The sequence below is a fragment of the Dactylosporangium siamense genome, from assembly GCF_016862795.1.
GTDB classification, from domain to species: domain Bacteria; phylum Actinomycetota; class Actinomycetes; order Mycobacteriales; family Micromonosporaceae; genus Dactylosporangium; species Dactylosporangium siamense.
In genome coordinates this window covers 95,780-120,447 of sequence record NZ_BONQ01000155.1, presented here as the reverse complement: position 1 = coordinate 120,447, position 24,668 = coordinate 95,780, and the positions used below count along the sequence as shown (strand labels likewise).

The 24,668-nt window shown below is 74.5% G+C and carries 19 protein-coding genes; 7 read left to right on the top strand and 12 right to left on the bottom strand.

Annotated elements, in window-relative coordinates; genetic code table 11:
* Both Dsi01nite_RS47660 and Dsi01nite_RS47655 read right to left on the bottom strand, forming a co-directional pair.
* Positions 1–1,410 (bottom strand): ricin-type beta-trefoil lectin domain protein (locus Dsi01nite_RS47660; protein WP_239136824.1); only part of this gene is annotated, 1,410 nt, incomplete at its 3' end.
* Between the two features lie 312 nt (positions 1,411–1,722).
* Entirely contained in the window at positions 1,723–2,778 is a 1,056-nt protein-coding gene (locus Dsi01nite_RS47655) for a LacI family DNA-binding transcriptional regulator (protein ID WP_203853106.1), read from the bottom strand.
* 147 nt (positions 2,779–2,925) lie between these two features.
* Between Dsi01nite_RS47655 and Dsi01nite_RS47650 the strand changes: the two genes are divergently transcribed.
* The gene (locus Dsi01nite_RS47650) at positions 2,926–4,479 is read left to right on the top strand and encodes an alpha/beta hydrolase (protein ID WP_203853105.1); all 1,554 of its coding nucleotides are present in this window, start codon (positions 2,926–2,928) and stop codon (positions 4,477–4,479) included.
* A gap of 40 nt (positions 4,480–4,519) precedes the next feature.
* On the opposite strand, the gene Dsi01nite_RS47645 is transcribed toward Dsi01nite_RS47650, so the two are convergent.
* A complete protein-coding gene (locus Dsi01nite_RS47645; RefSeq protein WP_239136822.1) occupies positions 4,520–6,904 on the bottom strand; it encodes an ABC transporter permease in 2,385 nt (794 codons plus the stop codon).
* On the bottom strand, positions 6,901–7,620 hold the full coding sequence (locus tag Dsi01nite_RS47640) for an ABC transporter ATP-binding protein (RefSeq protein ID WP_203853104.1): 720 nt from the start codon (positions 7,618–7,620) through the stop codon (positions 6,901–6,903). The genes Dsi01nite_RS47645 and Dsi01nite_RS47640 overlap by 4 nt, the downstream gene beginning before the upstream one ends.
* A gap of 185 nt (positions 7,621–7,805) precedes the next feature.
* On the opposite strand from Dsi01nite_RS47640, the gene Dsi01nite_RS47635 reads away from it, so the two are divergent.
* Positions 7,806–9,095, top strand: coding sequence for a sensor histidine kinase (locus Dsi01nite_RS47635; RefSeq protein WP_203853103.1), 1,290 nt, complete (start codon positions 7,806–7,808; stop codon positions 9,093–9,095).
* Positions 9,092–9,769 (top strand): response regulator, encoded by a 678-nt coding sequence (locus Dsi01nite_RS47630; RefSeq protein WP_203853102.1) that lies wholly within the window; start codon positions 9,092–9,094, stop codon positions 9,767–9,769. The genes Dsi01nite_RS47635 and Dsi01nite_RS47630 overlap by 4 nt, the downstream gene beginning before the upstream one ends.
* A gap of 6 nt (positions 9,770–9,775) precedes the next feature.
* Here Dsi01nite_RS47630 and Dsi01nite_RS47625 read toward each other — a convergent pair whose 3' ends face one another.
* A complete protein-coding gene (locus Dsi01nite_RS47625; RefSeq protein WP_203853101.1) occupies positions 9,776–10,462 on the bottom strand; it encodes an SDR family NAD(P)-dependent oxidoreductase in 687 nt (228 codons plus the stop codon).
* A 110-nt stretch (positions 10,463–10,572) separates the two neighbouring features.
* On the opposite strand from Dsi01nite_RS47625, the gene Dsi01nite_RS47620 reads away from it, so the two are divergent.
* Both Dsi01nite_RS47620 and Dsi01nite_RS47615 read left to right on the top strand, forming a co-directional pair.
* Positions 10,573–11,181 carry a TetR/AcrR family transcriptional regulator gene (locus tag Dsi01nite_RS47620; RefSeq protein WP_203853100.1) on the top strand — a complete coding sequence of 203 codons (609 nt, stop codon included), beginning with the start codon at positions 10,573–10,575 and terminating at the stop codon, positions 11,179–11,181.
* Between the two features lie 161 nt (positions 11,182–11,342).
* Positions 11,343–11,606: a hypothetical protein gene (locus Dsi01nite_RS47615; protein ID WP_203853099.1), complete on the top strand. Its 264-nt coding sequence runs from the start codon at positions 11,343–11,345 to the stop codon at positions 11,604–11,606.
* 64 nt (positions 11,607–11,670) lie between these two features.
* Here Dsi01nite_RS47615 and Dsi01nite_RS47610 read toward each other — a convergent pair whose 3' ends face one another.
* From Dsi01nite_RS47610 to Dsi01nite_RS47600, 3 genes are all read right to left on the bottom strand, one after another.
* Positions 11,671–13,755 (bottom strand): AbeC-like domain-containing protein, encoded by a 2,085-nt coding sequence (locus Dsi01nite_RS47610; protein WP_203853098.1) that lies wholly within the window; start codon positions 13,753–13,755, stop codon positions 11,671–11,673.
* Positions 13,745–14,182, bottom strand: a complete 438-nt coding sequence (locus Dsi01nite_RS47605) for a hypothetical protein (RefSeq protein WP_203853097.1) — start codon at positions 14,180–14,182, stop codon at positions 13,745–13,747. Before Dsi01nite_RS47605 ends, Dsi01nite_RS47610 begins: the two co-directional genes overlap by 11 nt.
* A 78-nt stretch (positions 14,183–14,260) precedes the next feature.
* Positions 14,261–15,727: a ketol-acid reductoisomerase gene (locus tag Dsi01nite_RS47600; protein WP_203853096.1), complete on the bottom strand. Its 1,467-nt coding sequence runs from the start codon at positions 15,725–15,727 to the stop codon at positions 14,261–14,263.
* Between the two features lie 74 nt (positions 15,728–15,801).
* Between Dsi01nite_RS47600 and ilvY the strand changes: the two genes are divergently transcribed.
* Positions 15,802–16,695 (top strand): HTH-type transcriptional activator IlvY, encoded by an 894-nt coding sequence (ilvY, locus tag Dsi01nite_RS47595; protein WP_203853095.1) that lies wholly within the window; start codon positions 15,802–15,804, stop codon positions 16,693–16,695.
* Between the two features lie 64 nt (positions 16,696–16,759).
* On the opposite strand, the gene Dsi01nite_RS47590 is transcribed toward ilvY, so the two are convergent.
* From Dsi01nite_RS47590 to panD, 4 genes are all read right to left on the bottom strand, one after another.
* The gene (locus Dsi01nite_RS47590; RefSeq protein WP_203853094.1) at positions 16,760–21,493 is read right to left on the bottom strand and encodes a HEAT repeat domain-containing protein; all 4,734 of its coding nucleotides are present in this window, start codon (positions 21,491–21,493) and stop codon (positions 16,760–16,762) included.
* A 212-nt stretch (positions 21,494–21,705) separates the two neighbouring features.
* Complete coding sequence (locus tag Dsi01nite_RS47585) at positions 21,706–22,593, bottom strand: alpha/beta fold hydrolase (protein ID WP_239136820.1); 888 nt, start codon at positions 22,591–22,593, stop codon at positions 21,706–21,708.
* 82 nt (positions 22,594–22,675) lie between these two features.
* On the bottom strand, positions 22,676–23,053 hold the full coding sequence (locus Dsi01nite_RS47580; protein ID WP_203853093.1) for a hypothetical protein: 378 nt from the start codon (positions 23,051–23,053) through the stop codon (positions 22,676–22,678).
* Positions 23,054–23,057: 4 nt separating this feature from the next.
* A complete protein-coding gene (gene panD / locus Dsi01nite_RS47575) occupies positions 23,058–23,492 on the bottom strand; it encodes an aspartate 1-decarboxylase (protein WP_203853092.1) in 435 nt (144 codons plus the stop codon).
* Between the two features lie 152 nt (positions 23,493–23,644).
* Here panD and Dsi01nite_RS47570 point away from each other — a divergent pair, with 152 nt between their 5' ends.
* Positions 23,645–24,664 carry an ABC transporter substrate-binding protein gene (locus Dsi01nite_RS47570; protein ID WP_203853091.1) on the top strand — a complete coding sequence of 340 codons (1,020 nt, stop codon included), beginning with the start codon at positions 23,645–23,647 and terminating at the stop codon, positions 24,662–24,664.
* The last annotated feature ends 4 nt before the right edge of the window (positions 24,665–24,668 follow it).

The window sequence follows — 24,668 nt, the reverse complement described above, 5'->3', positions numbered from 1 at the left end:
CGTGGCCAGGCCGAGGCCCAGGACGACGGTGTCGGGCCGGGTGATCCGGATGGTGTCGCTGACGTTGTAGACACCGGGCGTGAAGAGCAGGTTCTGCCCGGCGGCCAGTGCGGCGTTGATGCTCGCCGCGGTGGCACCGCTCTTGACGATGTAAAACTGGCTGATCGGCAGCGACGAGCCGGCCGTGGTGCCGGAGGACCAGCTGGTGCCCGACGTGTTGCTGCGCAGCGACGGGACGAACACCTGGTAGGCGCCCGCGTTGTCGACGTACAGGAACGGCTTCTCACGGACGACGGGCGTGTTGCCGACGTTGGTGTAGGGCGGGTTCGGGAAACTGGTGCCGGGCGCGCCTTGCACGCCGACGAACACCTGGTTCCAGTTCTGCCCGGTCCAGCTGCCGATCTGTGAGTTGCGGGTGATCCACTGCTGCTGCGTGCCGGACTGGATCTGCCCGTCGATCTTGCTGTCGGAGATCCAGCCGCCACTCGACCAGCCGCCGTCGGACAGGGCGAGGTTGCCGCGGACGTGCATCCGCCGGTACGGCGCCGCCTGCGACACCGCCCACCGGTCCAGGCCACCCGTCGGGGTCACGGACAGGTTCTCCGCGGACCGCCAGAAGTTCTGCGTCGCGTTCTGCGAGCCGTCCGGCCACCAGTCCGCCTCGGCGTGCACGGCACCGTTGATGACCACCGAGTCCGGGCTCAGCCCGAGACCCGCGACCTGGGTGAAGAAGCCGACGTTGGCGTTGACGTTGTACGTGCCCGGCTTGAACAACAACGCGAACCGGGCGTTGCCGAACTGGTTGCTCACCTGCTGGTTGAACACGGTGTTGAGCCGGCTCTGGATCGTGGCCTGCGACATCGACGGGTCGAAGACCGACACGTTCGGACCCAGATCAGGGTTGCCGCCGTTGGGCGGGACGGTGGTGGGCGTCGGGTTGGTGCTGCCGCCGCTGAACGTCCACTTCTGGTTGGCGGTGCCGGCGCACGACCATAGCTGCAGCTTGGCGCCGTCGGCGAGGTTGTTGTCCTTGATGTCCAGGCACTTGCCGGCGTTGGTGTTGACCAGGTCACCGGCCGCGGTCAGCTGCCACTTCTGGCTGGCGACGGTGTCGTAGCAGGTCCACAGGTGCACCACGGCACCGTCGGCGGTCGAGCCGTTGGCGACGTCGAGGCACTTGCCGAGGCCCTGCACGGAGCCGTTGTCGGCGAAGGTCCAGTTCTGGTTCGCGCTGCCGGTGTAGCAGGTCCACATCTGCGGCTGGTTGCCGTCCGCGGTGGAGCCGTTGGTCACGTCGAGGCACTTGCCGTTGGCGGCGCTGGTGACCCGGCCGCTGCTGGCTGCGGACGCGGTGGTCATGGCGACGACGCCGATCGTGCCGACGACGGCGGCGGTGACGCCGATCGCCAACAGCCACCTACGAGGTTGCGAAGGGAGCATGGGGGTCCTGTTCTGGGCGGGGGCATGGCCGGCCAGCGAAGCGTCTCGGGCCGGTCATCAGGGGTTCAGCATTGGGTCAGGCGCCCGGAACGGAGTGAGGACGCATGACCGTCGGACCCGATGTCGACTGGCGGGTCGCCGGGTGAGGGGTGCGGTGCCGGTTGAGCCACGCCGGGATCCATCGGCGTCTGTAACAGGAAGGAAACACGTCAATGCGGCGACGTGTCAACAGAACGCGGCAACTTTTTTCAGGTCGCGATGGAAGTCGCGATGAAACACGCGTCAAACGGGTCCGGTCGAACCCCGAACCACCAGGTCGGTCGCCAGTTCCACGTGCAGCGCGTCCAGCTCGTGCCCGGCCAGCATCCGGCCGAGGAGGCTGACCGCCATCCGGCCCATCTCGCCGAGGGGCTGGCGGACCGTGGTGAGCGCCGGGTGGGCGGCCCGGGCCACGTCGATGTCGTCGAAGCCGGCCACCGACAGGTCGTGCGGCACCCGCAGGCCGCGGTCCGCGGCGGCGTGCAGCGCCCCGACGGCCATCTTGTCGTTGAACGCCACCAGGGCCGTCGGCCGGTCCCGCCGGTCCAGCAGCTCGGCGGCGACCCGGTAGCCCTCCTCGACGGTCGGGTCGGTCACGGACCGCACCAGGTCGGGCGTGGGCAGCACCCCGACGCCGACGAGCGGCGCGAGGTAGCCGGCCAGCCGGTCGGTGCTCGCCATCCACTCCGGCGGGCCGCCGAGCACGCCGATGCGCCGGTGGCCGAGCTCGGTCAGGTGCGTGACCAGGCGCCGGGCGCCGGCGAAGTTGGCCGCGGACACGGCCGCGATGTCGCGCGGCGGCGACGTGCGCGGGTCGACCACGACGAACGGGAAGCCCTGGTCGCGCAGCCGCTCCAGATCCCCCTCGGGCTCCGACGGCAGGATGAGCAGCGCGCCCACCACCTGCGGCCAGCCGGTCAGCGTCTTGAGCACCTCGGTGCGCTTCCACGACGACTCGCCGGCGTCCACGATCGCGTGCATGCCGTGCACGTGCAGGGACTCCGCGATCGCGGACACGATGAGCCCGAAGTAGTCGGTGAGCACATACGGGCAGCGCACGTAGACGCCCCGGTCGGCCTTGCCGTCGCCGGCGCTCAGGCCCCGCCGGCGCGGTGCCTGCCGGCCGAGGCCGCCCATCGCCTCGAGGACCCGGTCGCGGGTGTCCGGGGCGACGTTGGAGCGCCCGTTGAGCACCCGGGACACCGTCGCGATCGACAGGCCGGTCTGCTGCGCGACGTCGCGGATCGTGACGCGCTGCTGTGCCGCGCTGCGCTGCTCTGTTTCACGGGCTTGTTTCATCACCACACAGCATAGTGGCCCGGAGCGATCGGGACGCGCGGCTGATACGTCGGCGTGACGACACGGGTTGTGCGTCCTTGTACACGTTGCCGCGCGGCGCCAGGCGGTGACATGAGGCAACCCAAACCTCTCTCAAGGAGCGCCACCATGCGTCCAACAGGGCGTTCGACCAATTCCTGGCTCCGGGCCGCGGCGGCACTCGCCGTCGGCGCGGGGCTGCTCGCCGGGGTCGCCGGACGGGCCGCCGCCGACCCGTCCGACCTCGCTGCCGCCGTACCGACGCCAAAACTCGATTGGGCGGACTGCGGCGGTGGGTTCCAGTGCGCGACCGCGACCGTGCCCCGCGACTACGGGGACCGGCGGGGACCGACGTTCCGGCTGCCTGTCATCAAGTGGCCGGCGAAGGACCAGTCGCGCCGGATCGGGTCCATGTTCGTCAACCCCGGCGGCCCGGGCGGGTCGGGGGTCGGGTTCCTGCGCGGCGCGCCGCCCGGGGCCCTCGACACGTTCGCCCGCTTCGACGTGGTCAGCTGGGACCCGCGCGGGATCGCCGGCAGCGTCCCGGCCGTGGACTGCAGCACGCCGGAGGAGGACAACGCGTCGCCGAGCACCACGTTCACGCCGCTGTTCGAGCTCGACCTGAAGGCGGCGGTCCGCGGCGCCCGCGACTCGGTCCGCACGTGCGCCGAGCGCAACCCGGGGATCCTGCCGTACCTCGGGACCGCGAACTCGGCCCGGGACCTCGACCTGCTGCGGCGGGCGGTCGGTGACGAGAAGCTGACCTACCTCGGCATGTCCTACGGCGCCCACATCGGCGCCACGTACACGAGCCTGTTCCCGGGCCGGGCCCGGGCGCTGCTGCTGGACTCGCCGGTCGACCCGGACGTGTGGGCGAACCGGCCGTTCGAGATGCGGCGGGAGCAGAACGCGTCGTTCGAGAACTCCCTGGACCGGTTCTTCGCCTCCGGCGGGTTCACCGAGGACGGCTTCGACGACCTGGTCGCGGCGATGAACCGGGCCCCGCTGCCCGCGCCGAACGCCCAGCACCCGGACTCCGTGCGCGGCGACGACGTCCTGCGGGTGGCCACGCACGCGATGTACGCCAGGTACGACTGGACGCTGCTGTCCAGGGCGTTGCGGGAGGCCGCGGCCGGTGACGCCAGCTTCATGCGGGACCTGCTCGACTACTACACGGGCCGGGCGCCCGACGGCACCTACCAGGCGACCGCCTCGTACTACGCGGTCACCGCGCAGGACCACCGGCTGCCCCGCGACGTGCAGGACTACGTCGGCGACGCGCGGCACAGCTACGCGATGTTCCCGCACCAGTGGATGTACGCGTTCGGCCAGGACCTGGTCTACGCCGTCTACGACCAGCCGCAGAAGGACGTGTTCCGCGGTCCGTTCCGCAACCCGGCCGGCGCGGCGCCCGTCCTGGTCATCGCCGGCACGCACGACCCGGCCACCCCGTACGAGTGGGGGCGGCGGATGGTCGAGCAGCTCGGCAACGCGCGGCTGCTCACCTACCGGGCCGACGGGCACGTCGCCGCGACCGACTTCAACCCGTGCATCGGCGCGGCGATGCTCACCTACCTCGACACCGCCGCCCTGCCCGCCGAGGGCGCCTCGTGCACGCAGAGCGCACCGGCTTCGCTGACCGCCGGCGCGCCGCCGCGGTGGCTGGTGCCGCACGAGCGCTGACGTGCTATGGAGGGGCCGGCCGCCCGGCCCCTCCACGGACCTACTCCGTCCGCAGCGCGGTCGCGGTGCGGATGCGGGCGGCCCAGCCGGCCGGCAGCAGCGCACCCACACCGGCGATGGCGAGCCCGCCGAGGACCAGCGGCACCACCATCAGCGGGCCGTAGACCTCGATGTAGCCGGGCGGGATCCCGGTGCCGGCGGCCCGGCCCATCGCCGGCAGCACCGCGTGGTGCAGCAGGATGCCGACCGGCACCCCGATCGCGCCGGCGAGCAGGCCGGTGCCGGCGACGGAGGTGAGGACCATCGCGACCGTCTGCCGCGGCGACATGCCGAGCGCCTTGAACACACCGAGGTCGTGGACGCGCTCGCGGGTGTCGAGCACGAGCGTGTTGAGCACCCCCATCCCGGCGACGACGACGAGCATGACGGTCAGCGTCGCGGCGAGGGTGTCCATCGCGACCACGGTGCTGCTGATCTCCCCGACGTTGACGTCCGCGCCCCCACCGAGCGGCTCCAGCACCTTGTTCAGCTCGTCCACATAGGACTTCGCGGACACGCCGTCGTTGAGCTCGATGTGGACCTCGGCGCCCTCGAGTTGGAGGCCCGGGCCGAAGGCGGCGAGGGTCGCCTTGTCGGTGACGACGACCCGGCCGTCCTCGCTGAGGTCGAGCGACTCCCCCACGATGCGGACCTTGACGGAGTGCCCACCGTCCGAGAGCGTCGCGGTGTCGCCGACGTGCAGGCCGGTCGAGCGCAGGAACGCGGTCGGCACGACGATCTGGTCGGGCGCGTCGAACCACTTCCCGGAGATGATCTCGTAGCTGCCCCAGGACGCGTCGCCGTCGAACGTCATGACGCTCGCGGCGCCGGCCAGGCCGGACACGCTGAGCTCGACCTCGCTGGTGGTGAAGCTGCGCTTGGTCCCCGGCTGCGCCTGGACCGCCGCGGTCAGCTTCGCGAGGGCCGCGGCCGGGTCGGGCGGCGCCGACGGCGGCTGCTGCCCGGGCGGCGGTCCCATGCGCGTGTGCGCCACGACGTCGCCCGCGCTGCGCCGGTTCAGGCCCTCCTGGATGTTGGCGAGCGACGTGGCCAGGCCGACGCCGAACGTGACCCCGAGCGCGCCGAGGGCGACCGCGGCGACGATCGTCGCCGACCGGGACGGGCTGGTGAACGGGTTGGCCAGCCCGAGGCTCACCGGGCGGGGCAGCGGCAGCCGGCCGAGGACCCGCCGGGCGGTCCGCCCGCGCCCGGCGACCGGGGTCCGGCCGACGGCCAGGGCGGCCACGGTCCGCAGCCGGCCGGCCCGCAGCGCCGGGAAGAACGCGGTGACGGCGACCGCGACGAGCGCGACGATCGGCACGACCACGCTCACCCACGGTGCGATCGTCATCCGGGCCGTGTCGAAGGCCTCGCTCTCGTCCTGCAGGACCGGCACCGCGGCCACGTTGCCCAGCACCACCCCGAGGACGGTGCCGACGACGGCCGGGATCAGCGCCTGCCCGACGTAGGCCCGGGTGACCTGGGCCGGGGTGAAGCCGACCGCCTTCAGGATGCCGATGCGCCGGGTCGCGGCGCCGACCGACCCGCTGACCACGACGCCGATGATGAGCACCGACATGCACAGGCCCAGCACCCCGAACGCCACCACGAACGGCACGAACGTCGCCGCCGTGCGCTCCGCCGTGTGCTTCACGGTGAGGTACGAGATGGCGCCGGTCATCGCGTCGGCCGGCACGGCACCGGCGACCGCGGTGCGGTGCGCGGTCAGCTGCGCTTCGGTGCTGACGTCGGCGAAGCGGTACAGCATCTGGTAGCCGCCGGCCTGGCCGGCCAGCGCGGCCAGCTGCTCCGGCGTGGTCCACGCCTCGGCGGTGCCGCTCACCGACCGGGCCAGCCCCACGACGGTCAGCGTCGGGCTGCCGGGCGCGTCCTTGAACGTGAGCCTGTCGCCGACCTCGAACGGCCCCTTGCCCGCCGCCCACACGATCTCCCCGGTGGCGGCGACCCAGCGGCCGTCGGTCAGGTCGAGCCGGTCGACGGAACCGCCGGCGTCGGCCCGGCCGACGAGCGCCGCGGGTGGCAGCGTGATGCCGGCCGGGGGGCGGTTGCCGCCGCCGGTGTTCGCGCCCTCGGCGGTCGTCGGGCGCAGCGACACGGCCCGGAACGGCCCGGCGCTGGCGGTCGCCCCGGCCGCGCCGGCGGTGGCGGCCACGGCGTACGACGTCGTCAGGCCGGCGTCGAACGCGGCGGCCAGGTGCGCGCCCTGCTGCTTGGCGAACCCCTTGTCGAACGGCGCCTGCGACGCGACCAGCAGCCCGGCCGCGAGCACCGACGCGGAGACCGCGAGGCACGTCGTCAGCGCCATCACCACCGACTGGACCCGGCGCCGGCCGCCGGCCCGCACGATCCGGCCGACGCCGCTCACCGGGCACCGCCGACCGTGCTCGCCTTTTCAGCAAGTCCGTGCCGGACGTCCCGGCTCAGCCGGCCGTCGACCAGTTCGAGGGTCCGCGTGGCACACTCCTGCGCCAGGGTGACGTCGTGGGTGACCAGGACCAGCGTCTGCCCCTCGCGGTGCAGGGCGGTCAGCAGGTCGCGGACCTCCCGGCCGGAGGCGGTGTCCAGGGCGCCGGTCGGTTCGTCGGCCAGCAACAGCGACGGCCGGTTCATCAGCGCCCGCGCCACCGCGACCCGCTGCCGCTCCCCGCCGGACAGCCGCCCCGGGAACGCCTTGGCGTGCCGCCGCACACCGAGCCGCTCCAGTAGCTCATCCGCCCGCGCGGTGGCCTCGCTGCGGGGTACCCCGGCGAGCTGGGCGGGCAGCAGCACGTTGTCGTGGACGGTCAGGTCGTCGACGAGGTTGAAGAACTGGAAGACCATGCCGATGCGGGCGCGGCGGTACTTCGCCGACGCGGCCTCGCCCAGCCCGTCGACCCGGACCCCGTCGACAGTGACGCTGCCGGCGGTCGGCCGGTCCAGCCCGGCGATCAGGTTGAGCAGCGTCGACTTGCCGCTGCCGGAGGCGCCGAGCACGGCGACGGCCTCACCGGTGTCGATGCGCAGCGTCAGGCTGTCGAGCGCCGGGGGCCCGTCGTCGTAGCGTTTGCTCACGTCGCTGATCTGGATGAGTGGCGCGGTCATCGGGTACCTCCACGGCAGCGGAAACGAATTCGACGCTCCGACCGTATGAACCGGGCGTGCACCGGCACGTCGCCCGTGGTGACGCAATCCGGGCACCGGGTCATCACTTTGGACTACGCCGCGTGGCACCGCGTGGTCACCGAAGCCGATGCCGCCGGACTGGGGTCCTTGGCAGACTGGTCCACATGGACACCGGGCTCGTCAAGCGGCGACTGCGCGCCTTCGGCGCCGAGCTGTGGCGCGTGGTCGGCCCTCCGCCGAAGCTGAGCCGGTGGGCGTGGGCCGCCGACGCGGTGCTGGCGCTCGTGCTCACCATCGCCACCGTCGACTCGGCCAGGAACCGCGGCGACGAGCACGCACCGATCTACATCCCGCCCGAGCGCTTCCCGGTGGGGCCGGAGGTGCCGCAGCCGCCCGAATTCCGGCATCAGGTGCCGTTCGGTCCGGACAACCTTCCCGCCGGCGCCACCGGCTGGCAGCTGGTGCTGGTGGCGTTCACCGCGCTGCCGCTGCTGACCCGCCGCAGGTACCCGCTCGCATCGCTGTGGATCATCGTCCTCGTCGCCGTGTCGCTGCCCTCGTGGCCCGGGTACGACCCGACCCCGACGCTGGTCTGCTTCGGGGTCGCCGCCTACAGCGCCGCCCTCTACAGCCGCCGCCGGATCCTGGCCATCGGCAGCATCGTCGTGGCGGCGGCCGCGCTGGTCTCCGTCGACCAGGAGAACGCGCCGGCGCCGGGGTACGCGACGTTTCTGCTGCTGTGCGCGGTCAGCCTCACCGCCAACGCGATCCACACCTGGAAGCAGCGGGCCCTCGCCCTGCAACGCGAGCAGGCCACGGCGACCAGCCTCGCCGTGCAGCAGGAGCGGGCCCGGCTCGCCGGTGAGCTGCACGACGTCGTCAGCCACAACGTGAGCATGATGGTGGTGCAGGCCGGCGCCGCCCGCACGGTCCTGGACACCGAGCCGCAGCTGGCGAAGGAGGCGCTGCTCGCGGTCGAGTCCAGCGGCCGGGCCGCGATGGTCGAGCTGCGCCACGTCATGGGCCTGCTGACGATGGACGGCGACGGGTTCGACCTCGCCCCGACCCCGGGCCTCGACCAGCTCGGCGTCCTCGCCGACGGGGTCCGGCGGACCGGTGTGCCCGTCGACGTGGTCCAGACCGGCACCCGGGTGCCGCTGCCGGCCGGGATCGAGCTGGCCGCCTACCGCGTCGTGCAGGAGGCGCTCACCAACGCCGTCAAGCACGCCGCGGGCGCCTCGGTGACCGTGACCATCGAGCACGCTCCGGACGCGCTGCGCATCGAGGTCACCGACACCGGCGGCACGGCCGACCTCGCCGCGGACCCCGGCAGCGGCCGGGGCCTGGCCGGGTTGCACGACCGCCTCGACGTGCACGGCGGTAGCCTGTCCGCCGGCCCGACCGGAGCCGGCGGGTTCCGGGTCCGCGCCGTCCTACCGATCGGGGAGCTGTGACCTCTCTTCGTGTGGTCGTCGCCGACGACCAGGCGCTCGTGCGCACCGGGTTCAGGATGATCCTGACCGCCGGCGGGATCGAGGTCGTCGCGGACGCCGCCGACGGCGCCGAGGCGGTCGACGCGGTCCGCCGCACCCGGCCGGACGTGGTGCTGATGGACGTCCGGATGCCCCGGATGGACGGCCTCGAGGCGACCCGCCGGATCCTGGGCGGCCCGGTCAACGCCGCCGCGCCGCGGGTCATCATCCTCACCACGTTCGACCTCGACCAGTACGTCTACGCGGCCCTGTCCGCGGGCGCCAGCGGCTTCCTGCTCAAGGACGTCAGCCCCGAGCAGCTGGTCGCCGCGGTGCGGCTGGTGCGGGCCGGGGACGCGCTGCTCGCCCCGTCGATCACGCGGCGGCTCATCGAGCGCTACGCCGCCCGCGACGGGCGCACGGCCACCCTGCACCGCGACCTGTCCGGGCTGACCCCCCGCGAGGTGGAGGTGCTGCGGCTGCTCGCGCGCGGGCTGAGCAACGCCGAGCTGGCCGCCCGCCTGCAGCTCAGCGACGCCACCGTGAAGACCCACATCGCCCGGATCCTGTCGAAGCTGCAGCTGCGCGACCGTGCCCAGGCGATCGTCGCGGCCTACGAGACCGGCCTGGTCACCCCCGGCTCCGCACCGCCCTGAACACGGCTACCAGGGCAGTTCCCCGTGATCGTCCTGGAAGGTGCCGGTCGGGCCGTCCGGGCCGAGCGTGGCCAGGCGCACGACGCTCCTGGCGCTCTCCACCACTGATCTGCCGATCCCGAAGGCGGCGGTCATGTCGGTGGCGGTGGTGCCGGGCTCCAGTGCGTTGAACTTGATCCCGGGTTGCGACTTGGCGTATTGGACGGTGAGCATGGTTGCCGCCGCTTTGGACGCCGCGTAGAGCGCGAGCGGCATGGTGGACTCCGGCCGCTCGGGATTGGTCACCGCCCAGAACGATCCCATGCTGCTCGAAACGGTGACCACCGTGGGGTTCGACGACTTGCGGAGCAGGGGCAGGGCCGCCTCCGTGACCCGGACGATCCCCACCGCGTTGGTGTCGAACGCCCGCAGGGCCGACGGTCCGTCGACGACGCCGTCGGCGAGGATACCCGCGTTGTGCACCAGGACGTCGAGCCTGCCCTCGGCCGCCTCGACGGTTGCCAGCGCGTCGTGCACCGACGCGTCGTCGGTGACGTCGAGCTGCACGAATCGCACGTCCAGGGCCGCCGCGGCCTTCCTGCCCCGCTCGACGTCGCGGGCGCCGAGATAGACGGTGTGGCCCGCGTCGGTGAGCTGCTTCGCTGTCTCGAAACCGATGCCCTTGTTCGCGCCGGTGATCAGTGTGACGGTCATGCGGAGCCCCCTCTTTTTGTACCGATCGGTTACAGGGCCACCGTAGCAAGTTTTGTACCGTTCGGTCGGTGGTCTGGATCACGATTTGTACCGAGCGGTACGATGGGCTCATGAGCGCCGAGACGCCCACCGTCGGACGACCACGGGCCTTCGACGAGGAGACCGTCCTCGACCGGGCCGCCGAGGTCTTCTGGCGACACGGCTACGAGGGTGCGTCACTGACCGCCCTCACCGGTGCGATGGGCATCAACCGGCCGAGCCTGTACGCGACGTTCGGCAGCAAGCAGGAGCTGTTCCAGCGCGCCTTCGCCCGCTACCACGAGACCCAGGTGGCCAGGGCCCGCGCCGCGCTCGAACAGCCCACCGCCTACACCGCGATAGAAGCGTTCCTACGATCCAGCGCCGACGGCCTCACCGCCGGCGATCACCCCCCGGGCTGCCTCTCCGTCCAGGGAGGCCTGGCCTGCTCGCCGGAGAACGCCGGCATCGCCGAGATCCTGGCCGCCGGCCGGGCTGCCACCGAGTCCGTCCTCGAAGCACGGCTGTCCCGCGCGGCGGACGAGGGAGACCTGCCGCCCGGCATGGATGCCCGGGCGTTGGCACGGTTCGTGATGGCGCTCAGCGAGGGACACGCCGTCCATGCCGCGGCCGGCGCGCGCCGCGAAGACCTCCAGGCCTCCGTCGACATCGCACTGCAAGCCGTCCTGCCCCATTCCTGACGGCGCCCCGCCTGGTGAAAAGGGCGTGTCCGCAAGGAGACTGTCGGCAAGGCGAACGGATCCGGTGCGGCCTCCGGGAGAGCTTCTACGCTGCGCCCATGCGTACGAGTCGCCGTTGTGCGAAGTGTCAATGCCCTCGGCTTTGGCACGTCGACCCCGTCATGGTCCCCGACACCGAGTCCATCAACGGCCTCACGCTGCTGCCCGGAGTCACCCGGTCGTCCTCCGGCGCGGCGAACAGCGGGGGGTCCGGCAGGCGCGTCGAGTCGGGGCGCTTCGAGGTCTGGATCTGCGCGGCGTGCGGCTACACGGAGTGGTACGCGCACGAGGTCAACGAGGCACTCGCGTGGCTCACGCAGCATCCCCACTCCGGCGTGCGCTACTACGACGCCGACGCGGTGGCCCGGCCGGCCTCGGCCGACTGACCCCGGCCGCGTCAGCGGGTGGTCGGCACCTCAGCGGCGTCAGCGGGTCGGCACCTCAGCCGCGTCAGCGGGTGGTCGGCACCTCGGCGCGGAACGTGGTGGCGTCCAGGTCGTAGCGTTCCAGGAAGTCCGCGACCGCCTCGACGACGACGCGCTCCACGATCTGCACGTGCTTCGTCGCCTCCAGCGCGGCCAATCCGGCGGCGGGGCCGTTGGCGATCTCCCGCACGCCGAGGCGCGCGCTGTGGTCGTGCCAGCCCTCCCGGTGCACGCGTCGCGTCATCGCCCGCAGCGATCCGGCCGCCGTCCGGGCGAGCCGCCACGGCGCACCGGTCAGTCGCGTCAGCGTTTCCAGGTGTACGGCCGGCGCCTGCGACCCGTAGTACGCGGCCTGCACCGGCGGCAGGACGTGCGCCGACAGCTCGACGTACACCACGGACGCCTCGATCGACGTGTGCACGAACACCGACACGAGCCCGTCACCGTCGTCGGACGGCACGACGGGCCGGCCCTCCGCCGTGGTGACGCCACGGGCCCGCGGCACGATCACCACCCGGTCGTAGTGGCGCAGCCCCTCCTGCGGCCCACGGACCACGGCGTCCAGGACCTCCCGGGACGCGAGCGGCAACGGCGTGCCGTCGTCGAGCAGCTGGTCACCGGCGCAGCGGACACCGTCGGCGGCGAGGTACGGCGTCACGGCCAGCCCCGGCACCCCGGCGTGACCGGCGCCGCCGTCGCCGAGGCCCTGCAACGCCTGCCCGACGTGCCGGCGCAGCAGGACCGGGTCGAGGGTCGCGGGGCTGCGCGGCCGGTAGACGCCGGAGTCGGTGGCCCGCAACGCCACCGCGACCGACCAGCCCCGCACCCGCGGCCCGGCGCCCACGAACGGATCGGCGCGGCTGAAGGCGACGTTGCCCCGCTGGGCGGCGGCAACGGTTCGCACCCGCCGGGCCGTCGCAGCCCGCAGCGGGGCCGGATTCGCGGCGGCGGTCAGGGTGGCCGCGGTCCACGACAGGTGGGCGAGGTGCCCGGCGACCGCCCCGACGAGCAGGACGGCGACCGCCACCCACACCCGCGGGCCGGGCGCGGCACCGACGGCGGCGGCGAGCCGGTCGAGCTCACCGGTCCCGGGCGGCGCGGGGGCGGCGGCACCGAGCACGGTCAGCGCCGCGCCGACGGCGGTCACGAGACCGAAGACGAGCGCGGCGACGAACAGGGCCCGGCCGGCCGGCGGCACCGCCCGCACCGGGGCGGCCCGGCCCAGCCCGGCGGCGGCGCCGAGGAGCAGCACCGCGGCGGTCGTGCGGGGCGCGAGGACCAGCGCGGTGAGCACGGCCACGGTGAGGAACCCGTCGCGGGCGGTGGCCAGGAGCCTGGCCCGCAGCGCGTGGCACAGCACCGGCTCCAGGTCGAACCCGACCGACGGCGGGACGGCCCGGCGCGGGTCGTCGGTGAGCTCCGCGACGACGCGCCGGGCGAGGTCGGCGTCGAGGTGCACGGCCGCGCACAACCGCCGGGTCGTCGTCGACGGCATGCGGCGCGGCGGGGTGCCGTCCGGCATCGAGAACAGCGGCGGCGGCCCGGGCTCCCGTCTCGCCTGCCGCGGCGGCCCGCTGTCGGTGGCCGGTCGCTGGGCAACGCCGTCGGTGCCGTGCCGATGGTCGCCGTTGCCGTGCCGTTGGGCGCCGTCACCGCTTCCGTGCCGTAGGCCGACGTCACCGCTTCCGTGCCGTAGGCCGACGTCGTTGGTGCCGTGCCGTAGGCCATCGTCGTTCGTGCCGTGCCGTGGGCCATCTTCGTTCGTGCCGCGCCGTTGGGCGCCGTCGTTGGTGCCGTGCCGTGGGGCGCCGTCGTCGTTGGCGTGGCGCGGGGGTTCGGCGCCGGTGGCCTGCCTTGGTGGGCCGTCGGTGTGGCCGGGTCGGTCCAGCGGCCGCTCCGGCTGGTGCTCGGCCGGCGGGGCGGCGCGGCGCAGCAGGGCGGCCGGGAGCGTCCAGCGCGGCCCGGTCCCTCGCGTGGCCACGGCGGTCGCGCCGCCGAACGCGGGGGTGTCCCGGCTCAGCGCGGCAAGCAGCGGATCCCGGGCCCGGCCGTCGTGGTCGTCGCGGGCGAGGGCGGCCAGGACCCGCGCGGCGAGGCGGTCAATCCGCACGGTGGTCGTCGCCGGTCTTCTTCCGGGCCGCGGGAAGCTTGACCCGCAGCCGGGACGGGCGGGCCGAGGCGAGCAGCGTCGACCCGGGGCTACCAGTGGGCGCCGCGGCCGGGGTACCGGCGGAAACCCCCGCACCCACGACCGGCCGGGCGAGCCGGACCAGGTGCGTCAGGAGCAGCGGCGCCGCGAGCCCGACGGCGGCCGCCCCGCCCGCCGTCGTCACCTGCCCGGCGGCGGCCACCGCGGCGGCGAGACCGGCGCCGGTGAGGCAACGGACGGCGGCGGAGATCGCGTACGGCACCACGCCCGGCTCTCCCGCACCCCGCCACGGCGGTCGACCTGCCCGGCGCAGCGCACCGAGCAGGTCGAGGCATTCGAGCGCGAGCGCCGCGAACAGACCCCACATGGCCGCACCGGCTGCGCTCATCGGACCACCATAGGGACGGCCGGGGCGGCGTTCCACGGGATCGACGGGTCATCACCCGGTCGGGTCTGGTCCTTTGGGTCAGACGGAGATGTCGACCGGTGGGCGCAGCGGGGCGAGCGTCGCGAGCGCCTCGTGCATCGGGTTCTTCCGGAACGCGTCCACCAAACGGTGGTCCGGGTCACCGGGGCCGTCGAAGGCGGGGAACGCGAGCTGTTCGCACGCCGCCTGGAAGCGCGGGCCCCACTTGCGGGCGCCGAGCCGGGCCGTGACCGAGCAGTTGTCCACCATGTACGCGACGTCGCGGGCGTGCATGTAGGGCAACAGCGAGTCCACCGCCTCGATGACCGACTCGTTGATGACCTCCGACCACGGGTGGCCACGCTCGGCAAGCAGGTCCACCTGGGCGGTCAGGACGGCGAGGAAGGCGCCCGCGGTGAACGGCTCGACCGCCAGGTCACGCTCGGCGCGCCGGGCCCGCACCGCCGGGCCGGCCGCCCACATCGGCGACCCGCTGATCGGTGCCATCGGCCGGCTGGCCAGCCGCTGGGCGGCCAGCACCACGCTGCGCAGCTCGTTGCCCGAGTCGACCTCGTCGTAGATCTCCGCGATCACGTCGAAGGCCGGCTGGTACGTGGCCGCGTACGCCCGGTCGAAGACGTCCTGCCCCGCCGGGTCGAGCCGGTCACGCACCGCGGCCGGCCCGTCGGCCGAGATCGTCCGCGCGATGGGTCCGGTCACGTTCTCGCAGGACCGCTCGTAGGCCGTCTGCGGGTCGTCGCCGGCGAGCCGGAACCGCTGGTAGAGGCTCTCGACCAGGCCGTGCACGGCGCCGAGGAGGACGGCCCGCTCGCCGACGATGTCGGACCGGTACTCGCTGTCCAGCGTGGTGCCGAACGTGTACGGCGAGCCCAGCCCGATCGACCAGGCCAGGGCGCGCTCGACGGCCCGCCCGTCGTGGTCGCGGTGGACCGCCACGCTGCTGTTGATGCCGGCGCCGTTGATGTGCGCGCCCTGCAGGTACAGCCGCCGCACCGAGTCGCCCATCCCCTTCGGGCAGACCGCGACGACGCTGATGCCGGCCGGGAAGTCACCACCGGTCTGGCTCAGGTGCCCGACGAGGAAGCCGTGCGACAGCCCGAGCGTCGTGCCGGGCCGAAGCGCCGCGAACAGCTCCTGGTGGTGGGCGGCGAGCGCCGCGTCGGAGACGAGCGCGATGACCAGGTCGCTGCTGGCCGCCACGGCCAGCCAGTCGCCCAGCGTGCCGTCCTCGGTCCGGAACCCCTCGCTGCGGGCCGCGTCCGCCGAGGCGGAGCCGGCCCGCAGCCCCACCGCGACCTGGATGCCGCTGCCCTGCAGCGAATCGCGCAGGTTCAGCGCCTGCGCCCGGCCCTGCGGCCCCCAACCGAGCACGCCGATCTTCCGCACCCCGTCGAGGGCGGCGGGAAGCAACGGGAACAGGTGCCGCCCGCCGGGCACGATCGGCTCGGCGCCACCGGGCAGGTCGACGGTCTGGACGGGGAACAACTGCGAGGTGAGAGCGGCCATGACCCCGTTCTATCGGCGACAATCGTCTTGCGGCAAGCGCAATCATCGCAACGACACGTTGCAGGAGCTGAAACATGGACACACTGGAACCGCTGCGGGTGTTCCTCCACCTGGCCGACACGCTCAACTTCGGCCGCACCAGCGTGGAGCGGCACCTCAGCCCGGCCACCCTGACCCGGACCGTCCAACGGCTGGAGACCCAGGTCGGCGCGCGCCTGCTCGACCGCGGCCCGCGCGGCGTCGCGCTCACCGAGGAGGGCCGGCGCTTCGCCGAGTACGCCCGGCAGGCCCTCACCCTGTGGACCGACTACCGCGAACACGGCCGGGACGCGGCGGGCCTCAGCGGCACCTTGCGGATCTTCTCCTCCGTGACGGCGGGGCAGGCGATCCTGCCCGATCTCCTCGCGCCGTTCCGCCGGGCCCATCCACAGGTCCGGCTGGAGCTGCAGACCGGCGACGCGGCCGGCGCGATCGGCCGCCTCGACGAGGGCGCGGTCGACGTCACCGTCGCCGCACTGCCGGACCGCGTGCCCGAGCACCTGGCCAGCGCCCCGGTGGCCGACACGCCGCTGGTGTGCGTCATGGCCCGCACCGCCCGCCCGCTGCGGACCGCCGCCCGCACCGGCGACTGGGCCGCGGTGCCCTTCGTCCTGCCCCGCGGCGGCCTCGCCCGCGACGCCGCCCGCCGCTGGTTCCGCCGCCGGCGGCTCGACCCGACGATCGCCGCCGAGGTGGACGGCCACGAGGCGCTACTCACCCTCGTCGCGCTGGGCATCGGCGCCGGCGTCGTCCCCCACCTGGTCCTGGACACCAGCGCCGTCAAGAACCGGCTCACCGTCGTGCCCACCGACCCACCGATCGGCACGTTCACCATCGGCCTCTGCGCCCGCCGCACCGACCTGCGCCGCCCGATCCTCTCGGCCCTGTGGGCCTCGGTCGCCGCCACCAGACCCCACCAGCCGGCCTGACAGCTCGCCGTGCTTCGTTCCGTGCCGGCGGGCTGTGCAGGACGGGCACTTCGGGAGGGTGAGGTCAGGATGGCGGGTCGGCTGTGGCGGCGAGGACGGCCAGGACGGTGGTGTAGACGGCGCGGCGGTCCGGGCGGGCGCGGGCGGCGGCCTTCGTGACCGCGGGCACGGCGGCCTGGCCGAAGCGGGCCAGGCCGGCCTCGGCGGTCCGCCGGACGGTCGGGTCGGGGTGCAGCAGGAGCCCGGCGACGGCGGCGATCGCCGGGGTCCAGGCGGCGCCGCTGACGGCCCGGATCGCGGCGCGGACGATGTCCGGCTGCGGGTCGGCGAGGAGGATCTCGCTGTGTCGCAGGTACGCCGGGCGGTCCAGCACCTGCCGCGACACCCGGTGCGCATGCAGGCGGACCTTCGGCTCGGGGTGCCGCAGCAGGTGTTCGAGCAGCTCGGCGACGTCGGCGTCACCGTCGCCGCTGGTCTCGGCGAGGGCCGCCAGGGCGACCCGGATCTGCCCGGTGTCGCCGTCCCGGGCCCGGTCGAGCAGGTCCTGGCGGGTCGGCGGGCCGGCGCCGGCGGGTCGCGCCGGGTGCTCCAGCAGCGCGGCCGGCAGCCGTGGCTCGACCGGCGCGGGCACGAGCAGGGGGTCGAGCGGCTCGCCGAGCACGGCCGCGCGGATGCGACCCGGGAGCTGGCGCAGCACCGCGTCGGCGGCGGTCCGGACGTCCGGCGTGCCGTGCTCCCGGAGCCGTTGCAGGGCCGGGATGAGCGGCGCCAGCCCCGCCTGGTCGAGGTGCGCGGCGAGCCGCACCGCCCGGACCAGCACCGCCTCGCCCGTGCCGACCCCATCGGGATCGACGCCGGCCGGACCTGACCGGGCACCGTCGACGGCGGGCAGGCCGGCCGCACCGAGGTCAGCGGCGGCCGGATCGAACCCCGCCACGTCGGCAGCGGGCACAACACTCCCACCGAGAACAGCCGCGGCCCCACCAGTGGCGGCAAGGCCGGCGGCGGTGAGGTCGGCGATGGTGAGGGTGCGAGCCAGGGCGGCGGTGGGTGGCACGTCGGCGTCGCCGCGCAGGTACGCCATCAGCAACCGGCGCTGGATGTCCGGTTCGGGCCAGGACCGCAGCGCCTCGACCGCCCGGCGGCGCTGGGTCGTGCCGGAGGCGGGGTGCTCGAGCAGGTCGAGGAGCCGGGCGCGATGGTTGGCCGAGCGCGGCTGGTCGAGGTCGCCGTCGTGCGGCGTCCGGGGCGGCGGGACGGGACGGTGCGCCTCCTCGTCGATGGTCCACGGTGGGGCGTCGATCGGCTGGAGGTCGGCCATGCGGTCCAGCAGCCGCGGCCGGTCAGCGGGATCGGTCGCCGGCCACGCCTCCACCAGCGCCGCCAGCCGCTCCCGCGAGCCACCTGCGGCAAGCGGCCCACCAGCCGAAGCAGACGACGGCGAACCGGCCCGACCAGCCACCCGCGAACCAGCCGAAGCGGACGACGGCGAACCGGTTCGAGCAGCCACCCGCGAACCGGCCGAAGCCGACGACGGCGGACCCGCCGCCGCTGGTGCCCGCGAACCGGTGGCGGCGGGGACCGAGGGGTCGGGCACGGTGAACGCCTCGCGCAGGACCCGGACCTCGCCCAGCCAGGGGTCGGCGCCCAGCGCGGCGTCGGCGAGGGCCCGCTCGACGTCGGCGCGGGTGAGCACCGCGCCGCACAGCCGGAGCAGGGGCAGCGTGCTGCGGCGCCCGGCCGGTGCCGCCGGCGCCCGCCGCAGCCCGGTGGCAACGTCGAAGGCGGCCGTCGCGGTGAGGTGCGGGGCCAGGTCCTCGAGGACGGCGAGCAGCCGGTCCCGGTCGGCGGGCGGCAGCTCGCCGAGGCCGGCGACGAGGACCTGACGCGATCGGGTGAACCCGGCCCGCTCCGAGTCGGTCCAGGGTGCCGGGCAGCAGCGCAGGACGAGGCGCAGCACCGGCGGGCGGATCGCCGGGCCGGTCGCGGCGAGCCGGAGCCAGTCGGGCAGCAGCCGCCGCAGTGCGGGCAGCAGCGCCCCGGGCAGGTCCGCGGGGTCGTGTCCCGACGCCACCCGGCGGGCGACGCGGTCGTGCCAGCCGTCGCGGGTGAGCGTGACGAGGTCGGGGTGCGGGGCGGTGGCCGGGGAGACGGGCCGTGGGGTCACGCCGTGGGCCGCCATGCGGGTCGCGAGGTCGGCCACGGTGCCGGCGCTGAGGCGTACCCGACCGGCGGCGACGAGGCGCAGCAACCCGGGGCCGGCCGGTGAGCCCTGATCGGCCAGCGCCGCGACCGCTCGGGCCGGCAGGGCGCGGTCGAGGGCCTCCAGGAGCAGGTCGCGGGTCCGGCCCGGGTCGGCCTGCTCGGCCGCCGCGAGGACCGTCGCGGTGGTGGCGTCGGCGAGCAGCTCCCGCAGCGCGGCCAGCAGCGCGGTGCGCAGTCCGGGGTTGTCGTGCCGGCCGAGCCAGCCGAGCAGGTGCGGGACGGTGGTGGGGGTGCCGGCGGTGCGCAACGCCTCGGCGGCCGCCTTCTTCACGTTCATGTTCGGGTGCTCGAGGCAGGCGGCGACGGCGTGGGCGGCCCACCGGGCGCCGACCTGGCCGAGCGCGGTGAGTGCCTGGCGGGCCGTCTGCACGTCGGCGGCGGCGGTCAGCACCGTCAGGGTCGCGGCCAGCGCCTCGGCGCCGCCGCCGTCGTGGGCGAGCAGCCCGATGGTGTGCTTGCGCACGCGCGGGTCGCGGTGGCGCAGCAGGCGGTGGACGCGGGCGCGGGTCGGTTCGTAGGGTGCCCGCCGCAGCACCTCCAGCAGCACGGCGAGTTCGGTCGGGGTGGTGTTCGGCCGGTCCAGCAGGTCCAGCGCCAAGCTCGCGACGAGCGCGTCGCCGGCCTCCGCCGCGGACCCGGCGTCGAGCAGGCAGACCGGACGGATCCGGCCGAGGCGGTGCAGGCGTCCGCCGAGGGCGCTGATCGCGTCGACGACCCGTTGCGGCACGACGGGCATGGGTTGGGTGGCGTCCGCCGGCCGGTCCGGGTCCGCGACCGCGTCGGCCAGGTCGGCGGGGAGCGTGTGCCGCTGCCCCGGCGGGTTACCGCGGGTGTCCCAGGCGGTGGCGAGCTCGGCGACGATGCGGCCGAGGACCTCGGTGAGCGCGGGCACGGTGCCGGTGTCGGCGGTGCGGGCCAGCTCGACGAGGGCGTCGACCGGCCGGTCCGCGGCGACGCGGGCGCGCAGCACCACCAGCTCCCGCTCGTCGGGCCGCCCGAGGTCCGCGGCGACGGCGGCGGGCAGCGTGGCCGGGTTGAGCCGGCGCAGCAGCGCGGCCCGGCGGCCAGGGTCGACGGCGAGCCGCCAGCACAGTTCGAGTGCCTGGTGTCGCCACGGTCGCAGGTACGCCACCCCGTCGCCCTCCAGCGCACCGGCGAGCACGGCGACCGTCCTGGCGCCGCCGATCGCCTCCAGCGCGTGCAACGCGGCGGCGGGCGCCCTGGGCAGGGTCGCGAGGACGGCGTCCTCGGCGGGGGCGTGGCGCAGGTCCCGGAGCGCGGCGAGGAACGGCTCCGGCGCGGCGGCGACCGCCAGCAGGCCCGCGACGGCCGCGCCGACGTCGAGGTCCGGTGGGCCCTGGCGGGCGAGCTCCACCAGCAGTGCCAGCCGCCGCGGCCAGCTCGGGTCGGCCGGCGAGGCGTCCAGCAGGGTGGCCTGGACGGGGTGGCGGGCCGTGTACAGCAGCATCGCCACCGTCGCGGCGCAGATCGTGTGGTCGGCGAGGGCCAGGCCGACGATGCCGGTGGCCGCCTCGCCGGTGGGGAACAGCCCGCGGTGGTGCATGGCGGCGAGGCAGACGACGGCGGGTGGGCCGAGCAGCAGCGGGTCGGCGGCGGCGAGTTCGACGACGGCGGGGATGTCCTCGCGGTCGAGGAGGTCGCCGAGGGCCGCGAGGGCGCGCCGCCGGGCGCGGGGCGGCCGGCCGGTGCCGGTGGCCGTGTCGAGCAGCGCGTCCCGCAGGCCGTGCCGGGCGGCGGCGGCCACAGCGGCATCGATGACGGCCGCGCCCCGGTCGGCACCGGCAAGGAGGCCGCGCAGGCGGTGCGGGGCGGCCGGGTCGACGGCGGCCCACGGCTGCGCCAGCTCGGTCAGGGCGCCGGCCAGGACCGCCGGGTCGGTGCTGTCCAGGAGCCGGACCAGGAGATGGCGGGCGGGCGCCGGGGCGAGGACTGCGGCGTGCAGCGCCTCCCGGCACAGTCGCAGCGCGGCGGCCCGCAGGATGGGGTCGTCGCGGCCGGCGAGTTCCTGGACGAGCCGGGCCGGGTCGGGTCCGTCGGTGCACCGCAGCCCGGCCACGGCCTGATACAGCGCCTCGCCGCGTGGCTCGGCCGGGAGCCGGCCGGGCAGGTGCAGCAGCTCGGCCCGCAGCCACGCGACCCGCACCACCGCCGGGACGGCGGCGGCCCGCCAGTGCGGCCAGGCGGCGGCCGGCAGGTGCCGGCCGTGCCGCTCGAACAGCTCGGCGGCGGCGAGAGCGACCTCCGGTGTCCCGTCGACGCGGCCCGGGTCGTCCGGAAGGAGCAAGCCTGGTTCCTCCGCCAGGACCCGCATGACCTCGTCGCCGGGGTCGGGTCCACCCGCCAGGCGCTCGCCGAGCCAGCGCACCGCGAGGAGCCGCAGCCGCGGGTCGGCGTGCCGGGCGAGGCGGGCCAGCAGGTCGGGCGGGCAGGCGGTGCTGTCGATGTTGGCGGTGAGCCAGTCCACGTCCCCCCGCCCGATGGCGGCGGTCACGGGCTCCGTCGACTGGGTCACGCCACCGATCCTAGGCACGCAACCGCATTCGGGCAGCCTGAGGGACGGCTGACCCAGTCAGCCGGGCGGACGGCCGACCCGGTCAGGCCGGTGGACGGCCCGGTCAGCTGCGGCAGGCGGTCAGCGGTCGGCCGGGCGGGCGACGCCGGGCGGGCCGGTGGGCGGCCAGCCCGGCCAGGCCGGTAGACGGCCCGCTCAGCTGCGGCAGGCGGTCAGCGGTCAGCCGGGCGGGCGACGCCAGCGAGGTCGCTGATCTGGTCGATCATGTCCGACCACAGCGGGTGTGGCAGGTCGTGGCCCATGCCCGGGTAGACGACGAGGCGGGCGCCGGGCACGGCGGCAGCGGTGGCCCGGCCGCCGGACGGGCGGACGAGGGGGTCCGCGTCGCCGTGCAGGACCAGAGTCGGCACCCGGACCCCGGCGAGGGCCGCCCGGCGGTCGCCGGAGGCGCGGATCGCGGCGAGCTGGCGGCGGCCGCCGGCGGGGTCGTGCCCCCGGTCGTACGCGCGGCGGCCCACGTCGCGCAGCCACTCCTCGTTGTGCGGGTACCCGGGAGAGCCGATCACCCGGAACACCCGGACCATGCGTTCGCCGGCCTCGTCCCGGTTGGTGGCGGGGCGTTCACCGAGGGCGGCGAGGGCGCCCGGGCGGGGCCGGCCGATCCGCGGCGACGGCGTCGACATGACCGAGGTGAGGGTCCGCACCCGGTCGGGGTGGCCGATGGCGAGGGCCTGGGCGATCATGCCGCCGAGCGAGGCGCCGACCACGTGCGCGGAGGGCCAGCCGACGGCGTCGAGAACCGCGGCGGCGTCGCCGGCCATGTCGGCGAGGCGGTACGGCGCGACGGCCCGCGGCCGGGCCAACAGTTGCAGGATGCCGGGGTTGCCGGCGTGCGAGAAGTGGGTGGACTGCCCGGCGTCGCGGTTGTCGAACCGCACGACGCTGAAGCCACGGTCGACGAGCATCGCGCAGAGCTCGTCGGGCCACGACACCAGCTGCATGCCCAGGCCCATGATGAGCAGCAGCGGCTCGCCGTCGACGGGGCCGAGCCGCTCGTAGGCGATGGTGACGTCGTCGTGCCGCGCGAGTCCGGTGACCATCGGGCCAGCATCCGCCATGAGAGCGATCTGGCGAAAGGGCCCGGAGCCGGCCGCTCCCGAAGGAGCGGCCGGAGCAGCGGCGTCAGCCGACCTCGGCTGACGCCGCGGAACGGTCGAACAGGTGGCCGTCGAGCCGGCCGGGCATCGCCGCGACGCCGGGCCCGCCCGCGGTGAGCCAGGACGTCACCGCGTCCAGCGCGTCGTCGTCGAGGACGTCGCCCAGGTAGACGGGTCGGGCCCCGCGGCGGCGGGCGGACGGGCACGGCTGCACCACCACGACGTTGGAGCGTTCGCAGACCGAGAGGCACTCGCTGACCCGCACCCGGTGCCTGCCGGCACCGGCCCGCAGCGCGGCGAGGTGCCCGTCGTGATCGACGTCGGGGTGCTTGTCGAGGCTGCCGCAGCAGCAGTCCCGGCACACCGTGAGCGTGCAGATGTCGTCCCTCGACGGCGGGGCCATGGGGTCAGCGGCTCGGCGTCAGGACGGCCGCGTCGCGCCCGGAGCGCTGGTCGGGGGCGCCGGGGACGGGGGCGGCGGGGTCGGCGCCGAGCTCGACGATGCGGTTGGCCTTGTCGACGTGCACGACGCGGGAGCGGTGCCGCGCGATCTCGGTGTCGTCGACGAGCTCGAACGACATGATGATCACGAGGTCGCCGGGTGAGACGAGCCGGGCAGCGGCACCGTTGATGCCGATGACGCCGCTGTCGCGGGCGCCCTCGATCACGTACGTGGTCAGGCGCGCGCCGGTGTCGATGTCGACGACCTGCACCTGTTCCCCCTCGACCAGGCCGGCCGCCTCCAGCAGCGCGATGTCGATGGTGATCGATCCGACGTAGTGCAGATCCGCCTGGGTCACCGTCGCGCGATGGATCTTGCCGCCGAGCAGGGTGCGCTGCATTGAGTCGTCCTCTCCAAAGGGGTGGACACGAGTCCAAAGGGGTGGACACGAGAAGCCCAACCGAAGTTAGGCAATGCTAACCTACATTCCTGCTTCGTCGCGCCGCCCTCCGGCGCGTCGGCTGCGAACCCGAACCCCTCCAAGGAGCCTTGATGATCCGCGCCCCCCGATCCAGGAACTGGCTGCGCCATACGGCGCTCGCCGCCACGGCACTGCTCGCCGCGGCCTCCCTCGCCGCCTGTGGCAGCGACGAGAAGGAGACCGCCGCCCCGGCGAGCGCGTCCGCCGCACCCGCCGCCTTCCCCGTGACGATCGAGCACAAGTTCGGATCGACGAAGATCGAGTCCGAGCCGAAGCGCGTCCTCACCGTCGGCTGGAACGACCAGGACTTCGCGATCGCCCTCGGCGTCACGCCGGTCAGCACCCGCGAGTGGTTCACCGAGTACCCGAACTACCCGTGGGTCAAGTCAGCGCTGGGTGGCAAGGCCCTGCCGACGTTCTCCGCCGAGATCAACTTCGAGGCGATCCTCAAGGAGAAGCCGGACCTGATCCTGGCCATCTACGAGACGATCAACCAGGAGACGTACGACCGGCTCAGCCAGATCGCACCGACCGTCGTGCAGTCGAAGGACTACGCCGACGAGCAGACCCCGTGGGACGTGCAGACCCTGACCACCGGCAAGGCCCTGGGCAAGTCGGCCGAGGCCAAGGCGCTCGTCGACAAGGTCAACGCGAAGCTCGCCGAGATCAAGAAGGCGCACCCGGAGTTCGCCGGCAAGGTGCTCGTCGAGGACTTCGGCCCGGAGAACGGCACGCACTGGCTGATCGCCGCCAAGGACCCGCGCCGCGCGCTGTTCGACGCCCTCGGCTTCGCCGCCCAGACGGACAAGGACGAGATCAGCGAGGAGCGGCTGGACCTGGTCGACAAGGACATCCTCTTCGTCAACGGCGCGACCAAGGCGACGATGACCGCCTCGCCGGTCTTCGCCAAGCTGAAGGTCGTCACCACCGACCGCACCCTCTACACCACGTTCGAGACGCCGCTGTCGGGTGCGCTGTCCTACAGCGGCCCCAACGCGCTGCTCTTCGCGCTGGACATCCTGGTGCCGGCCCTCGCCGCCGCCGCCGACAACGACCCGGCCACCAAGGTCCCGGACCTGGCCGCCGCGTAACCAC

Coding starts and splice junctions, on each gene's coding strand:
- Dsi01nite_RS47655 (WP_203853106.1), bottom strand. CDS start 2,778: ATGAAACAAGCCCGTGAAACAGAGCAGCGCAGCGCGGCACAGCAGCGC.
- Dsi01nite_RS47650 (WP_203853105.1), top strand. CDS start 2,926: ATGCGTCCAACAGGGCGTTCGACCAATTCCTGGCTCCGGGCCGCGGCG.
- Dsi01nite_RS47640 (WP_203853104.1), bottom strand. CDS start 7,620: ATGACCGCGCCACTCATCCAGATCAGCGACGTGAGCAAACGCTACGAC.
- Dsi01nite_RS47635 (WP_203853103.1), top strand. CDS start 7,806: ATGGACACCGGGCTCGTCAAGCGGCGACTGCGCGCCTTCGGCGCCGAG.
- Dsi01nite_RS47625 (WP_203853101.1), bottom strand. CDS start 10,462: ATGACCGTCACACTGATCACCGGCGCGAACAAGGGCATCGGTTTCGAG.
- Dsi01nite_RS47620 (WP_203853100.1), top strand. CDS start 10,573: ATGAGCGCCGAGACGCCCACCGTCGGACGACCACGGGCCTTCGACGAG.
- Dsi01nite_RS47615 (WP_203853099.1), top strand. CDS start 11,343: ATGGTCCCCGACACCGAGTCCATCAACGGCCTCACGCTGCTGCCCGGA.
- Dsi01nite_RS47605 (WP_203853097.1), bottom strand. CDS start 14,182: ATGAGCGCAGCCGGTGCGGCCATGTGGGGTCTGTTCGCGGCGCTCGCG.
- Dsi01nite_RS47600 (WP_203853096.1), bottom strand. CDS start 15,727: ATGGCCGCTCTCACCTCGCAGTTGTTCCCCGTCCAGACCGTCGACCTG.
- ilvY (WP_203853095.1), top strand. CDS start 15,802: ATGGACACACTGGAACCGCTGCGGGTGTTCCTCCACCTGGCCGACACG.
- Dsi01nite_RS47585 (WP_239136820.1), bottom strand. CDS start 22,593: ATGGTCACCGGACTCGCGCGGCACGACGACGTCACCATCGCCTACGAG.
- Dsi01nite_RS47580 (WP_203853093.1), bottom strand. CDS start 23,053: ATGGCCCCGCCGTCGAGGGACGACATCTGCACGCTCACGGTGTGCCGG.
- panD (WP_203853092.1), bottom strand. CDS start 23,492: ATGCAGCGCACCCTGCTCGGCGGCAAGATCCATCGCGCGACGGTGACC.
- Dsi01nite_RS47570 (WP_203853091.1), top strand. CDS start 23,645: ATGATCCGCGCCCCCCGATCCAGGAACTGGCTGCGCCATACGGCGCTC.